Raw genomic sequence first — 13,970 nt, forward strand, 5'->3', positions numbered from 1 at the left:
GTTTTATGGAACGATTCGTACGGTGGGGATTGCACGCGAGGTTTTCGGGGAAACACTGCCGGTCGCGGAACGCTACGCGGCGTTCCTCGCCGACGCGGGCGTCGAACGCGGGCTGATCGGCCCGCGCGAGGCCGACCGGCTGTGGGAACGCCACCTGATCAACTGCGCGGTGGTGGCCGAGGCGATCCCGGCGGACGCCCAGGTCGTCGACATCGGTTCCGGTGCCGGACTGCCCGGCATCGTCCTCGCGATCGTCCGGCCCGACCTGCGGATCACGCTCCTCGAACCGCTGCTCCGGCGGACCACGTTCCTCGACGAGTGCGTCGAGATGCTCGACCTGCGGAACGTCGAGGTCCGCCGGGCCCGGGCCGAGGACGTCACCAAGGAGTTCTCGGTGGACGTGGCGACGGCGCGCGCGGTGGCCCCCCTCGAACGTCTCGCCAAGTGGGCGCTGCCGCTGCTGCGCCCCGGCGGTGAACTGCTCGCGCTCAAGGGCGAGCGGGCCGCCGCCGAACTCGACGAGGCCGCGCCCGTTCTGCAGCGTTTCGGGGTGCGGCAGACCGAACTGCTCCAAGTCGGGCGCGGTATGGTCGACCCGCCGACAACGCTTGTCCGTGTGGTCGCCGGCAGGCCGGCGGACCGGAGTGCAGCGGCCGGGCGACGACAGAGCGCGCCCCGACGCGCTGGAAGGTCGAGGAAGAGGTCTTCATGAGCACGGGACCAGGACTGGGACGGCCTGACCGCGCCGACGAATCCCCCGACGAACAGCCGCCCGGCCCGGGCGGGACCGGCGCCGCGGAGCCCGCGCGGGAGACCGCCGCGGGCCAGGCCGCGCAGGCCGACGAGGGGACGCGGGGGGACGCCGGTGCCGCGACACCGCCGGCGGCCGCGCCCTCCGGGCACGCAATGTGGGGTAACACGACGTCCGGTACCGCGGAGAACGTCGGCTATGTGCCGACCAGCGCCGGCACACAGCAGGCGGGTCCGCGCCAGGGACCATCTCAGGGGGAGTCAGAACTCGTGCGCGAGGCGCTCAAGGACGCCAAGGTTTCACATGAAACAGCGGTCACCGCCCTCAAGGCGATGTCCGGCCGCAGGGAACGCGAATGGCCGCGGCCGGACCGCTGCCGCATCATCACCATCGCCAACCAGAAGGGCGGCGTCGGCAAGACCACCAGCTCGGTCAACCTCGCCGCGTCGCTCGCCATGCACGGCGCGCAGGTGCTCGTCGTCGACCTCGACCCGCAGGGCAACGCGTCCACCGCCCTCGGCGTCGAGCACCACGCCGAGATCCCGTCCATCTACGACGTCCTCATCGAGGACATGGCGCTCGCCGACATCGTCGTCGCCGCGCCCGAGATCCCGAACCTGTACTGCGCGCCCGCGACGCTCAACCTCGCCGGCGCCGAGATCGAACTCGTCTCCAAGGTCGCCCGCGAGTCCCGGCTGCGCCGCGCGCTCGACGCCTACGACACCGACAAGTTCGACTACGTGCTGATCGACTGCCCGCCGTCGCTCGGCCTGCTCACCGTCAACGCCCTCGTCGGCGGCGACGAACTGCTCATCCCGATCCAGTGCGAGTACTACGCGCTGGAGGGCCTCGGGCAGCTCATCCGCACCGTCGACCTCGTCAAGGCGCACCTCAACCAGAAGCTCAGGGTGTCCACCATCCTGCTCACCATGTACGACGCCCGGACGCGGCTCGCCGCGCAGGTCGCGGACGACGTCCGCAACCACTTCGGCGACGTCGTCCTCAACACGGTGATCCCCCGCAGCGTCCGCGTCTCCGAGGCGCCGAGCTACGGGCAGTCCGTCATGACGTACGACCCGGGTTCCAGCGGCGCCCTCGCCTACAGCGAGGCGGCCTCGGAAATGGCCCATGGAGGGGCGAGGAAGTGAGCCAGCAGCGACGCGGTCTGGGCAAGGGGCTCGGCGCCCTCATCCCCACCGCCCCGCCCCCGCCGCCGGCGGACGACCCGTCCGGCGCGGGCGGAACCGGCGCCCTGGGCGGGCCGGGCTTCCCCGGCGGCCCGAACGGCACCGGCCAGGACGGCGCCGCGACCCCGGACGTCCAGCCGGTCGCCGGAGCGCACTTCGCCGAGCTGCCCGTCACGTCCATCACCCCCAACCCGCGCCAGCCGCGCGAGCACTTCGACGAGCAGGCCCTCGAGGAGCTCGCCGAGTCCATCGGCATCGTCGGGCTCCTGCAGCCCATCGTCGTGCGCCGCGCCGAGTCCGGTGAGCACGACTACGAACTGATCATGGGCGAGCGCCGGCTGCGCGCCTCCCAGATGGCCGGGCTGGACGTCATCCCCGCGATCGTCCGCGACACCGGCGACAACGATCTGCTCCGTGACGCCCTCATGGAGAACCTGCACCGCCAGCAGCTGAACCCGCTGGAGGAGGCGGCCGCCTACCAGCAGCTGCTGCAGGACTTCGGTGCCACCCACGAGCAGCTCGCCACACGGATCGGCCGGTCCCGCCCGCACATCACGAACACGCTCCGCCTGCTGAACCTGCCGCCCGCCGTCCAGCGCCGCGTCGCCGCCGGCGTGCTCTCGGCGGGCCACGCCCGGGCGCTCCTCTCCCTCGACAGCGTCGAGGCGCAGGAGCACATGGCGCAGCGGATCGTCCAGGAGGGCCTCTCCGTCCGCGCGGTCGAGGAGATGATCGCGCTCCGCGAGGTGGACGACGCTCCGAAGGCCCCGCGCCAGGGCCGCCGCAAGAAGCCCGTCGCCCCTGGACTCCAGGAGCTCGCCGACCGCCTCTCCGACCGCTACGAGACCAAGGTCCGCGTCGACATGGGCCGCAACAAGGGCAAGATCGTGGTCGAGTTCGCCACGCTCGAAGACCTCGACCGCATCATCAAGTCGATGGCACCCGACGACGGCCCGGACGAGCCGTAGGCTTCCCGCTCCTTCCCACCTCCAGCGCCCCGGAAGCTTTCCGGGGCGCTTCGCTTTCCCGGCCACCGACGTTTCCCGTGAAACATCGACTGCCCGGCCCACCTGCTCACCGCCCCTTCGTCTCCGGACGCGCCCCCAGCCGACCATCTCCCCCGCTGGCCCGTCGCGAGCTCCCGCCTGAACCACTCACGCCGGAAGACGACCGCAGCCGCCCCAGCAATGTTTCCCGTGAAACATCACCCCCGCCGCGCGGCTCGTGCCGATGGGCCTGGACGACGCTAGGCGTAGCTCGGACGCCCGCGAGTAGCAGGCTGGCTGATGCTCACCCAGGGCCATTGGCTTGGTGGCAGCCGCGGGTGTCCCAGAGCGGTGCGGCGCCTTCTGGGCTGCGGACGCGCGTGGCAGTGGGCGCGGCAGTGGGAGGCTTCGGCGCGCGGGTCGGCTTTGTGAGGTGATCGCAGGCCACCCAGTGAGGCCTGCGGGCGATGCGCGCCCCTCCACTGCTTGGCGCTGACCATCCCCCAAACGCCAGCAGGGGTCACAGACCACGTCGATGCCCGCCCACGCCTCGCACTGCCGGGCGAGCATCGCCCCGCGCTCCGCTGGTCGCCGATCGCGAGTGCCTTCGCGTCAACCTCCGGCCATGCCGCCTGTGGCCCAGGAACACGTTGGGCGCGCACCGAGTCCGCACCGTTGCTGCGGTGTCACAAACAGGCGGCCCAGCGTCTCGAGCAGGCGGCGCGCGCTTCTTTCTGGGAGGCACGCGGGATGCCGCCGCCCGGCGATCGTTGCCCAGGTTTGTGGCCGAGCTGGCGCGCGGCGGCGCCTGCCTTCCGGGTGCGCGTCCAGTGATCGGTGGCTGCCTGGCGCGCGCTGACGTGGACGCGCAGAGCGATGCCGTCGCCGCATCAGCCGGCTTGGTCGTTCGCACGAGAGCCAGCGCTCCTGGGGCGCGCTGCCGAACTCGGTCGTCGCGCCCGGCGTGAACACACCGCCGCCCGGCGATCGTTGCCTACGTCTGTGGCCGAGCTAGTGCGTGGCGGCGCCTGCCTTCCGCGTGGGCGTCCAGTGATCGGTGGCTGCCTGCCGCGCGCTGGCGTGGACGCGCAGAGCGGTGCCGTCGCCACATCAGCCAGCCTGGTCGTTCGCATGAGAGCCGCGACCCTGGGGCGCGCTGCGGGCCTCCGTCGTCGCGCCCGGCCGCGACATGCCGCCGCCGACGCCCTCGCCTACCTCCCCTGAACGCTGCGCGGGGGACTCGCTCATCGGCGACCGCTGCACGCCGCCCGAGCGTCATGCGTGATGCCGGCGAGGGGACTGCGGGGGTCGGCGGCAGCGTCAGCAAGGCGTGCCATGTCCACGGCGCTCGGCGGCAAGCACCGGGCATGAGTCGGCGCGGTCTTTTGACCGATGGACAGCGGACGTCGGCGGTCGCGGGTGTCTACGCAGTGGGGGCGGTGGTGCGTGCTGCGCTGAGGTTTGGTGTCTGCCCGCGCGACTCAGGCGTGCCTTGTTGATGGGTGGGGCGGTGTTTGGGCGGGGGTTGGTTGTCGGCGGTCGATCGTTGGGGGGCGCTCGGGCGAGTCTTTTCGTTGTCCGGGGGCGTGGGTCCGGTGGGGTCGGCTGGTGCGGTGGCGGGGTTGGGGATGTTTCACGGGAAACGTTGGGGCGGGGTTGGGAGGGGTGAGGGTTTCCCGTGAAACATCGGTCAGGCGAACTGGGCGAGGAGGAGGTCGCGGCAGACCTCGCCGAGGTCGAGGCCGGCGTTGCTGACGGCGCGGGGGAGGAGGCTCGTCTCGGTCATGCCGGGCGCGACGTTCACTTCGAGGAAGTGGACCTCGCCGTCGGGGTCGACGATGAGGTCGGTGCGGGAGAGGTCGCGGAGGCCGAGGGCGCGGTGCGCGGTGACGGCGGCGGCGGTGGCGCGCTCGGCGGCGTCGGCGGTGAGGCGGGCGGGGGTGACGAACTCGGTGTCGCCGGCGTCGTAGCGGGCGGTGTAGTCGTAGCGGCCGTCCGGCGCGACGATCTCGACGGCGGGGAGCGCCTGGGGGTGGCCGTGGCGCTCGATGACGCTGACGGCGATCTCGGTGCCCTCGATGTAGCGCTCGACGAGGGCGGCGTCGCCGTAGGCGAAGCAGCCGACCATGGCGGCGGAGAGCTCGGACGGCTCGTGCACGACGGACGCGCCGAGCGCGGAGCCGCCGCGGGTGGGCTTGACGAACAGGGGGAGGCCGAGCCCGCGGATGATCTGGTCGAGGACGGACGCGGCGCCGAGGTCGTGGAAGACCTCCTTGGGGAGGGCGACGGAGTCGGGGGTGCGCAGGCCCGCCTGGCGCACGACGGACTTGGCGGTCGGCTTGTCCCAGGCGACGCGGCAGGCGTCGGCACGGGCGCCGACGTAGCGGACGTCGAGGAGGTCGAGGACGTCGCGGATCGAGCCGTCCTCCCCCGCGGCGCCGTGCAGGACGGGGAACACGGCGTCCGGCGGGTCGTCGGCGAGGGAGTCCAGGAGGGTGGCGTCGGCGTCGCGCAGCTCGACCGGGATGTCGAGGGCGCGCAGCGCGTCGGTGACGCGGCGTCCGGAGCGGAGCGAGACCTCTCGCTCGTAGGACAGTCCCCCGGCGAGGACGACGACGTGCCCGAGTTCCACAGCAGGTGCCCTTCTGGCGGTAGGAGCGGCTACGAAAACGCGCCGGCTCCCAGCATGGGGGAGCCGGCGCGGTTACGCGAAACCGGGTGGTATCCGCTAGACGATGCCCGGGCCCGGGGTGTGGACACCGCCGGGGCCGTCGTGCTCGACTCCCCCAAAAGTGTCCCGCAGCCTGATCTCCTTCTCCACCACCGCGGCGAGGCGGCGGACGCCTTCGCGGATGCGGTGCGGTTCGGGGAAGCAGTACGAGAGGCGCATGTTGCGGCGGCCGCCGCCGTCGGCGTAGAAGCCGGTGCCGGGGACGTAGGCGACGCGGTCGGCGATCGCGCGGGGGGCCATCGCCTTGGCGTCGAGGCCGTCGGGGAGGGTGACCCAGACGAAGAAGCCACCGGCGGGGCGCGTCCAGGTGCAGCCGTCCGGCATGAGCTGGTCGAGGGCGTCGAGCATGGCGTCGCGGCGCTCCCGGTACATCTCGCGGAACGCCTTGATCTGCTCGCGCCAGGGCTGCGTCAGCAGGTACTCGCGGACGGCGAGCTGGGAGAAGTTCGACGGGCAGAGGATCGCGGACTCGGCGGCGAGGACGAGCTTGGCGCGCACCGCGTGGGGCGCGAGGACCCAGCCGACGCGCAGGCCGGACGCGATCGTCTTGGAGAACGAGCCGAGGTAGATGACGCGGTCGGGGTCGTCGGCGCGCAGCGCCCGCATCGGGTCGCCTTCGAAGCCGAGGAGGCCGTACGGGTTGTCCTCGACGATCAGGACGTCGTGTTCGGCGCAGATCTCCAGGATCTGGGCGCGGCGGGCGGTGGTGAGGGTGACGCCGGCGGGGTTCTGGAACGTGGGGACGGTGTAGAGGAACTTGACGCGGCGGCCCTCGCGGCGGAGCCGGTCGAGGGTCTCGCGGAGCGCGGACGGGATCAGGCCGCCCTCGTCGAGGGGGACGTGCACGACGTCGGCCTGGTAGGCGGCGAAGGTGCCGAGCGCGCCGACGTAGGAGGGGGCCTCGGCGAGGACGACGTCGCCGGGGTCGACGAAGATCTTGGTGATGAGGTCGAGGGCCTGCTGGGCGCCGACGGTGACGACGACGTCGTCGGCGGAGCCCTGGACGCCTTCGAGTGCCATGACCTCGCAGATGAGTTCGCGGAGGGTCTCGTCGCCCTGCGCGGAGCCGTACTGGAGGACCTCGGCGCCCTTGCCGGCGACGAGCTCGCCGATCATGGTGCCGACGGCGTCGAGGGGCAGCGCGGACACGTAGGGTGCGCCGCCGGCGAGGGAGACGACCTCGGGGCGGGCGACCATCGCGAACAGAGCCCGGATCTCCGACGGCACCATGCCGGCGGCGCGGGCGGCGTAGCGGTCGGTGTAGGCATCGGTTCGCGAGTGCTGTTCCACGAGGCACCTCCGGTGGGGCTGGCTTGACCGCAAAGTTACGGCATCGGCTCCGGGGGGATCGGGCGAACCCCGCACCTCGCGGATCGGCGGTTCCCGCACCTGGCGCGCCGCCCGGCCGCTCGTCCCCCGTCCGATACGATGCCCGAGGATCCCGGATTGTTGCCGGGAACTTCCGCGCAAGTGGGCGTTCCGCCCCGAAGGTCCCGGCGGTGCCGGGGGCTTCGCCCGGCGGACGAGGATGCCAGCAGGGGGTGCCGGCCCGGTGTCGCGTCGTCTCGTCAACATCACGCTGGACAATCTGGACGATCTCCCGCACCGCTGCCGCGGCTGCGTGTTCTGGGAGCTGGATCCGGTGAGCCGCGACCGGGCGGAGGCGAGCGGCGGCGCGGCGCTGGAGAAGGAGGCGTGGATCTCCTCCACGCTGCTGGAGTGGGGCTCCTGCGGCAAGATCGCGTACGTGGACGACGTGCCGGCGGGGTTCGTGATGTTCGCGCCGCCGCTGTACGTGCCGCGGTCGGTGGCGTTCCCGACGAGCCCGGTGAGCGCGGACGCGGTGCTGCTGATGACGGCGCACATCCTGCCGGAGTTCGCGGGCGGCGGGCTCGGCCGGATGCTCGTGCAGGGCGTCGCGAAGGACCTGACGCGGCGGGCGGTGAAGGCGATCGAGGCGTTCGGGGACCTGAAGGACGAGGAGGGCGGCTGCATGGTGCCGGCCGACTACCTGCTGTCGGTCGGGTTCAAGACGATCCGGCCGCACCACCGGTACCCGCGGCTGCGGCTGGAGCTGAAGTCGGCCCTGTCGTGGCGTGAGGACGTCGAGGTCGCCCTGGAACGGCTGCTGGGCTCCATGACCCCGGAGGGCGCGCTGCGTCCCGTCTGAGACCGTCTGAGCGCCCCGCGCACACACGGCCCGCCCCGCGCACACACGGCCCGCCCCGCGCGCACACGAACAGGCCCCCGCACACACACTGCGCGCCCATGGAAAACGTGGAACGGCCCGCATCCCGTCGGACGGGATGCGGGCCGTTCTCCTTCGCGCCACCGCGGGAGGCGGGAGCGACGACGAGTGCCGGGCCGGTCAGATGAACTCGGCGAGGTCGCGCAGCAGGGCGGCCTTCGGCTTGGCGCCCATGATCTGCTTGACGACCTCGCCGTTCTTGTAGACGTTCATCGTCGGGATCTGCAGGACGCCGTACTCGGCCGGCACCTTCGGGTTCTCGTCGATGTTCAGCTTGACGATGTCGAGCTTGTCGCCGTGCGTCTGGGAGATCTCCTCCAGGATCGGCGCCACCATCCGGCACGGGCCGCACCACTCGGCCCAGAAGTCGACCAGGACGGGCTTGTCGCTGTCCAGGACCTCGGAGGCGAAGTCGGCGTCGGTCACGGCTTTCATGGTGTCTCCTTCGGTGAGCGGGTCCGGCGCGGTCACGGGCGCCGGACCGGGTGTGCGGGCCGTGCGGTCGGGTCGTCCGCGGGCCACGGTCAGGCCTGCGGGACGGTCTCCGCGGCGTCCTGGTCCTGGAGCCAGCGCTCGGCGTCGATGGCCGCCGAGCAGCCGCTGCCGGCCGCGGTGATGGCTTGACGGTAGATGTGGTCGACCACGTCGCCACAGGCGAACACGCCGGGAATCTTCGTCCGGGTGGTCGGGGCGTCCACGAGGAGGTAGCCGTCGGCGTCGGTCTCGAGCTGGCCGGTGAACAGCTCGCTGCGCGGGTCGTGGCCGATCGCGATGAACAGGCCGGTGATCTCCAGCGGGCTCTGCTCGCCGGTCGTGACGTTGCGGACCTGCACGCCGGTGACGCGGTCCTCGCCGTCGATCTTCACGACCTCGCTGTCCCAGAGGAAGCGGATCTTGTCGTTGGCGAACGCCCGGTCCTGCATGATCTTGGAGGCGCGGAGCTCGCTGCGGCGGTGGATCACGGTGACGGAGCGGGCGAACTTGGTCAGGAAGATCGCCTCCTCCATCGCGGTGTCGCCGCCGCCGACGACGGCGATGTCCTGCTCGCGGAAGAAGAAGCCGTCGCAGGTAGCGCACCAGGAGACGCCGCGTCCGGAGAGCCGCTTCTCGTCGGGCAGGCCGAGCTCGCGGTAGCCGGACCCGGTCGCGACGATGACCGACTTGGCCAGGTACGTCTCGTCACCGACCTTGACGACCTTCGGGTCGGCGGCGAGGTCGACCTCGGTGACGTCGTCGGTGACCAGCTCGGCGCCGAACCGCTCGGCCTGCTTGCGCAGGTTGTCCATCAGGTCGGGGCCCATGACGCCGTCGGGGAAGCCGGGGAAGTTCTCCACGTCGGTGGTGTTCATCAGCGCGCCGCCGGCGGTCACCGACCCCTCGAACAGCAGCGGCTTGAGGTCGCCGCGGGCCGCGTAGATCGCGGCCGTGTAGCCCGCGGGGCCCGAGCCGATGATGATGACGTTACGGACGTCGCTCACTGTTGTGCGCCTCTCCTCTTGGCCTTCGGTGGCCTCACCGCACGGCCTGCCAGTCGCGTCAACCGATCCTAGGGCCAGGGGATTCCCGGCACGCGCGGCCCGTCCCGTGACCTGCCCCGCAATGCGCCGCCGACCCCTCTTCGGAGCCTCGCCCGGGCGGCCCGTGGGGCGGGCGGGACGGCCATAGGGTGGTGACCATGGCACGCATTCTGCTTCTCCACTCGATGTACGGGCTGCGTCCCGCCGTGCACCAGGCGGCGGACCGGCTCCGCGCCGCGGGGCACGACGTGACCGTCCCCGACCTGTACGGCGGCCGGGTCGTCGACACGCCGGACGAGGGCGTCGAGATCAAGGAGGAGATCGGCCGGGACGAGCTGCTGCGCCGGGCGGTCGCGGCGGCGGCGCCGCTGCTGGGCGGGGACGGGCTCGTGTACGCGGGGTTCTCGCTCGGCGGGTCGATCGCGCAGAACCTGGCCCTCGGCGACGAGGGGGCGCGGGGCCTGCTGCTGATGCACGGGACGTCCGACCTGCCCGACGACGCGTCCACCGACATCCCGGTGCAACTGCACGTCGCCGACCCCGACACCTACGAGCCGGTCGACTGGCTGAACGCCTGGTACCTGCGGATGCGCAAGGCGGGCGCGGACGTGGAGGTCTTCCGGTACCGCGGCGCCGGGCACCTGTTCACCGACCCGGACCTGGCCGACTACGAGCCGGAGGCCGCCGAGCGCGCCTGGACGATCGCCCTCGACTTCCTGGCGTCGCTGTAGCGGGCGGTAGCGGCGGTGAACCGTCGGAGGCCCGGAGCATAATCCGGCCATGGGATATGACCGGGATCTCGCCGAGCTCGTCCGCGAGCTGACGGCCGGCGAGGAAGGCGTCACGGAGCGGCCGATGTTCGGCGGGCTGGCCTTCCTCGTCGGCGGGAACATGGCGGTCGCCGCGAGCAGGCAGGGCGGCCTGCTGGTCCGGACGGACCCGCGGGAGGCCGCGGAGCTGGAGGACGGCGACCGGGTGCGCCCGATGGTCATGGGCGGCCGGGAGATGCACGGCTGGCTCCACGTCGACGCCGACGCCGCCGACGAGGCCGGGGACGTCGGGCAGTGGGTGGCCCGCGGCGTCTCCTACGCGCGGTCGCTTCCCGTCAAGAAACGGCGCCGCTGATCCCAGGCGCCGCGGGGGCGGGTCCCCAAGCCGCCCCCTGGACTTCCCGCGACGGGCGGGTCAGGCCGGCTCGTGCTCGAGCACGTGCGGGTCCTGCGCGCTGCAGTCCGGGCCGACGACCCAGACGTCCCAGCTGCCGTCCCGGTCGCCCGGAAGCGCTATCACCGTCGCGGCCCGCCCGTCGTACCTGGCCTGGTCGACCAGCGCGGGCGTGCGGCCATGGGCGACGCCGGTGACGCAGCCGGACATCTGCGCGGTCGGCGGGACGCCCTGGAGCCGCAGCTCCTGCCCCTTGCCGAGCAGCCGGCCGATCTGGCCGGAGATCTTCCCGGCCCGGTACTCGGTGCCGCTGCGGGTGACCTTGAAGGCACCCGCGGCCAGCGCGGACTCCGACGGCGCGGCCCCGTGCGGCGCCGCACCGGCCGACAGCCGCCGCGCGTTGTCGCCCTGCGGCGGGGTCGACGCCTGGCTGCCGCTGCCGTCCGATCCGTCCAGCGCGATCTTGCCGACCGTCGCTCCGCCGCCGAGGACGACGATCGTCGCCGCCGCGGCGGACAGTATCCGCCAATGCCGCCTTCCGCGCCGCTGCTCCATGCTCACCACGGTGGCGTTGTGCATCGACTCCGCCGCGATGGCGGTGTCGATGCGCTCGGCCAGCTCGGGCGGCATGGACGGCGCGGGCGCCTCCGCCAGGATCCGGGAGACGTCCGCAAGGTCGGCGGAGCGGTCCCGGCACTCGGCGCAGGATTCGAGGTGCGCGTTGACGGAGGCGGCCTGGTCGTCTTCGAGCAGTCCTTCGGCCAGGTCGGCCAGGATGTCGTAGTCAAGATGTGCGGGGTTCACTTGGGCATGCCACCTCCTTCCACACCTCCGACGTTTTTGGAGTCGCGTCGGTTCCGGTGGTGGGTCAGAAGTGGCGCGAGCCGCGCGCGGCCCCGCGCGCACCGGCTCTTGATCGTCCCGGGCGGGACCTCCATCACCTCGGCGGCGTCGTCGACGGAGTAGCCCATCATGTCGACCAGCACGAGCGCGGCGCGCTGCTCGAACGGCAGCTGCTCCAGGGCGGTGCGGACGTCCAGCGACACGCCGTGCGCGTCGGTCGGGTCGGGCATCTTCGGCGCGACGGCGTCGAAGGTCGCGTCGTCGCCCATCGGGGTGGCGGGCCGGACGGACTTGCGGCGGATCCGGTCGAGGCAGGCGTTCACCACGATCCGGTGCAGCCAGGTGGTGACGGCGGCGTCGCCGCGGAACCGGCCGGCGGCGCGGAACGCCGACAGGCAGGCGTCCTGCAGGGCGTCGGCGGCCTCCTCCGGGTCGCCGAGGGTGCGCAGCGCGACCGCCCACATCCGGTCCCGGTGCCGGTGCACCAGCTCCGCGAAGGCGTGCGGGTCCCCCTGGGCGTGGCGGGCGAGGAGCTCCTTGTCGGGGACCTCGTCGACTCGACGCATGCTCACCGACGTCATGAGCGACCGCTTTCTCGTACGGGCCGCCCTGCCGGTGCCGGGCGGCTGCGACCGGCGGCGGCTGCTCGGGTGGTCACCACGGTTTCCTGGGGGCGAGGGGACATGGATGCTCACAGGCACGATACAGACAACGGGCAGCTCACGTCACAGGTCGCGGTGCTCCGGGCCGCCCGCGGGCACGGCCGGCGCCGGCCCGCGCGCGGCGCGGTCAGCCGGCCGTCCCGTTGACGGAGATCTCGTTGAGCTTGCCCTTGAGGCCGGCGGGCAGCCGGGTGAACCAGACCAGCACGTACTGGCCCTGCGCCGCCGGGTTCGCCGCGAAGGTCAGCTCGCCGCCGCTGCAGGACTGCTCGCCGATCGCCTTCATGGCGCCCGGGGCGCGCGAGTTGCCGATCCTGACCTGGAGGGTGCCGCCGGACACCGGGCAGTCGACCTTGATCGTCGACACCTTGGCCGGGGCGCTCAGGGTCAGCGTGACGCCGAGGGCCTTGAGGTAGTTGCCGAACTGCTCGGACGTGTAGGTCTGCGTCTCCCACACCGTGCCGGGATCGCCGTCGATGACCGCCGACGGGTTCTTCCGGCTGGTCCCGTCGGGGTGCTGGTCGGCCGGCTTCTGGGTGGCCGACGCGTCCTGGATCTTCAGCTTCACGGTCGCGGGCTTGGGGGGCTGGCTCTGGTGGCCCTGGTCGGTCTTCTTGCCCGCGGCGCCCTTGTCGCCGTCGGAGCCGCCGCCGGACAGCGCCCAGGCGCCGAGGCCGACGATGACGGTGAGCGCGGCGGCGGCGATGCCCAGCAGGGCCCGGTTCGCGGGCTTGCGGGCGTGCGCCGCGACCGTCGTAGCGTTGCCCGGAGGCGCCGGCGGGGGCGTGTCGTACCGGCCGCGCGGCGGCGGGACCTGCCCGGACGGCGCCGGCTGGGCGTGCTGCTGCGCGTGCTGGCCGTGCTGGGCGTGCGCACCGCGCCCGCGCCGTCCCGGTCCGCGCGCGTCCTGGGGCTGGGCGGGACGGGTCGGGTCCTGCACGGGGGGCTGGTGCGGCTGCGTCGTCGCGGCCGTCGAGGGCGTCGCGGGACGCTTCGGCGCCGCCGGACGCGGTGACGGCGCGGCGGTGCCGAGGCCCGCGAACAGCGGCAGCGGGGTGCGCGGCACGCCGCGCAGCGCCTTCGCCAGCTCGGCGGGCTCGGTGAGCGGCTCGGCCGCGCCGATGCCGAGGCAGCGGCAGACGATCGCGTCGATCGCGTGCGAGATGCCCGCCTGCACCTGCCGGGGCGCCTGCGGGGCACCGTCGTCCCCCGTGGGCGCGGCGGGCAGGCCGGAGCCTTCCTCGTCGCCGGGCCAGTGCGCGGTGAGCGCCGCGTACAGCATCCGGCCGAGGCCGCGGACGTCCTCGGCGGCGGGGTCGTCGGAGTAGCGGTCGCCGAGCACGGCGTCGGTGGCGACGCCGAGCAGCTTGACAGTGCCGCCGGTCGTCCAGACCAGGTCGCGCGGGGACAGGCAGAGGTGCGCGAGCCCGGCCGCGTGCGCGGCGGAGATCGCCTCGGCGGCCTCGTACAGCAGGGTCGCGGCGCGGCCCGGTTCGAGCGGGGCCTTGGCGAGCATCTGCTCCAGCGTCTCGCCGGCCACCCACTCGCTGACGACGTAGGCGCTCTCGCCGCTGTCGTCGGCGTCGAAGACCTGGGTGACGCGGGGGTCGGTGAGGCGGCTGGCGGCGCGGGCGGAGGTGACGGCCTCGCCGACGCGGGGGAACTCGGGGTCGAAGGTGCGGACGGCGACGGCCCTGGCCAGGATCTCGTCGATGGCCTTCCAGAGCGAGGACCCGCCCGAGTCGCTGATGCGCTCCTCGAGCCGGTAGCGGCCGGCGAGACGCGTGCCGGGTTCGATCACTGACGTGCTCACGGCAACGTCCTGCGCAGGTGGTCAGATCCCATGTTCGTGGCGTGGCAGCTTACGCCTCCGACCCTCCT

The 13,970-nt window shown here is 72.8% G+C and carries 13 protein-coding genes; 6 read left to right on the forward strand and 7 right to left on the reverse strand.

Annotated features, from left to right (window positions below; translation table 11 throughout):
- Positions 1-22 precede the first annotated feature (22 nt).
- The 3 genes from rsmG to AB0C78_RS24415 all read left to right on the forward strand — a co-directional run bounded on the left by rsmG (position 23) and on the right by AB0C78_RS24415 (position 2,906).
- Complete coding sequence (rsmG, locus tag AB0C78_RS24405; RefSeq protein WP_360751645.1) at positions 23-712, forward strand: 16S rRNA (guanine(527)-N(7))-methyltransferase RsmG; 690 nt, start codon at positions 23-25, stop codon at positions 710-712.
- Between the two features lie 371 nt (positions 713-1,083).
- Entirely contained in the window at positions 1,084-1,899 is an 816-nt protein-coding gene (locus AB0C78_RS24410; protein ID WP_151542893.1) for a ParA family protein, read from the forward strand.
- Positions 1,896-2,906, forward strand: a complete 1,011-nt coding sequence (locus tag AB0C78_RS24415; protein WP_360751647.1) for a ParB/RepB/Spo0J family partition protein — start codon at positions 1,896-1,898, stop codon at positions 2,904-2,906. Before AB0C78_RS24410 ends, AB0C78_RS24415 begins: the two co-directional genes overlap by 4 nt.
- A gap of 1,708 nt (positions 2,907-4,614) precedes the next feature.
- Here the strand turns inward: AB0C78_RS24415 and AB0C78_RS24420 are convergent.
- Together AB0C78_RS24420 and AB0C78_RS24425 are read right to left on the reverse strand one after the other, a co-directional pair.
- Positions 4,615-5,556 carry a D-alanine--D-alanine ligase gene (locus tag AB0C78_RS24420; RefSeq protein WP_360751649.1) on the reverse strand — a complete coding sequence of 314 codons (942 nt, stop codon included), beginning with the start codon at positions 5,554-5,556 and terminating at the stop codon, positions 4,615-4,617.
- 96 nt (positions 5,557-5,652) lie between these two features.
- Positions 5,653-6,945, reverse strand: coding sequence for a PLP-dependent aminotransferase family protein (locus AB0C78_RS24425; protein ID WP_360751651.1), 1,293 nt, complete (start codon positions 6,943-6,945; stop codon positions 5,653-5,655).
- A 262-nt stretch (positions 6,946-7,207) separates the two neighbouring features.
- Between AB0C78_RS24425 and AB0C78_RS24430 the strand changes: the two genes are divergently transcribed.
- On the forward strand, positions 7,208-7,825 hold the full coding sequence (locus AB0C78_RS24430) for a GNAT family N-acetyltransferase (protein WP_151542874.1): 618 nt from the start codon (positions 7,208-7,210) through the stop codon (positions 7,823-7,825).
- 198 nt (positions 7,826-8,023) lie between these two features.
- On the opposite strand, the gene trxA is transcribed toward AB0C78_RS24430, so the two are convergent.
- Entirely contained in the window at positions 8,024-8,338 is a 315-nt protein-coding gene (trxA, locus tag AB0C78_RS24435) for a thioredoxin (protein ID WP_360751654.1), read from the reverse strand.
- A gap of 89 nt (positions 8,339-8,427) precedes the next feature.
- A complete protein-coding gene (gene trxB, locus AB0C78_RS24440; RefSeq protein WP_151542878.1) occupies positions 8,428-9,381 on the reverse strand; it encodes a thioredoxin-disulfide reductase in 954 nt (317 codons plus the stop codon).
- 197 nt (positions 9,382-9,578) lie between these two features.
- Between trxB and AB0C78_RS24445 the strand changes: the two genes are divergently transcribed.
- Together AB0C78_RS24445 and AB0C78_RS24450 are read left to right on the forward strand one after the other, a co-directional pair.
- The gene (locus AB0C78_RS24445; protein ID WP_360751657.1) at positions 9,579-10,151 is read left to right on the forward strand and encodes a dienelactone hydrolase family protein; all 573 of its coding nucleotides are present in this window, start codon (positions 9,579-9,581) and stop codon (positions 10,149-10,151) included.
- Between the two features lie 49 nt (positions 10,152-10,200).
- Positions 10,201-10,545: a TfoX/Sxy family protein gene (locus AB0C78_RS24450; protein ID WP_360751659.1), complete on the forward strand. Its 345-nt coding sequence runs from the start codon at positions 10,201-10,203 to the stop codon at positions 10,543-10,545.
- A gap of 60 nt (positions 10,546-10,605) precedes the next feature.
- Here AB0C78_RS24450 and AB0C78_RS24455 read toward each other — a convergent pair whose 3' ends face one another.
- The 3 genes from AB0C78_RS24455 to AB0C78_RS24465 all read right to left on the reverse strand — a co-directional run bounded on the left by AB0C78_RS24455 (position 10,606) and on the right by AB0C78_RS24465 (position 13,902).
- Positions 10,606-11,388, reverse strand: coding sequence for a hypothetical protein (locus AB0C78_RS24455; RefSeq protein WP_360751661.1), 783 nt, complete (start codon positions 11,386-11,388; stop codon positions 10,606-10,608).
- Positions 11,385-12,008 carry an RNA polymerase sigma factor SigM gene (sigM, locus tag AB0C78_RS24460; RefSeq protein ID WP_190857618.1) on the reverse strand — a complete coding sequence of 208 codons (624 nt, stop codon included), beginning with the start codon at positions 12,006-12,008 and terminating at the stop codon, positions 11,385-11,387. The genes AB0C78_RS24455 and sigM overlap by 4 nt, the downstream gene beginning before the upstream one ends.
- Before the next feature lie 208 nt (positions 12,009-12,216).
- Positions 12,217-13,902 (reverse strand): AMP-binding protein, encoded by a 1,686-nt coding sequence (locus AB0C78_RS24465; protein WP_360751664.1) that lies wholly within the window; start codon positions 13,900-13,902, stop codon positions 12,217-12,219.
- Positions 13,903-13,970 lie beyond the last annotated feature (68 nt).

Origin of the sequence: Actinomadura sp. NPDC048394, from assembly GCF_040651755.1 — a bacterium.
Classification (GTDB): Bacteria; Actinomycetota; Actinomycetes; order Streptosporangiales; family Streptosporangiaceae; genus Spirillospora; species Spirillospora montaniterrae.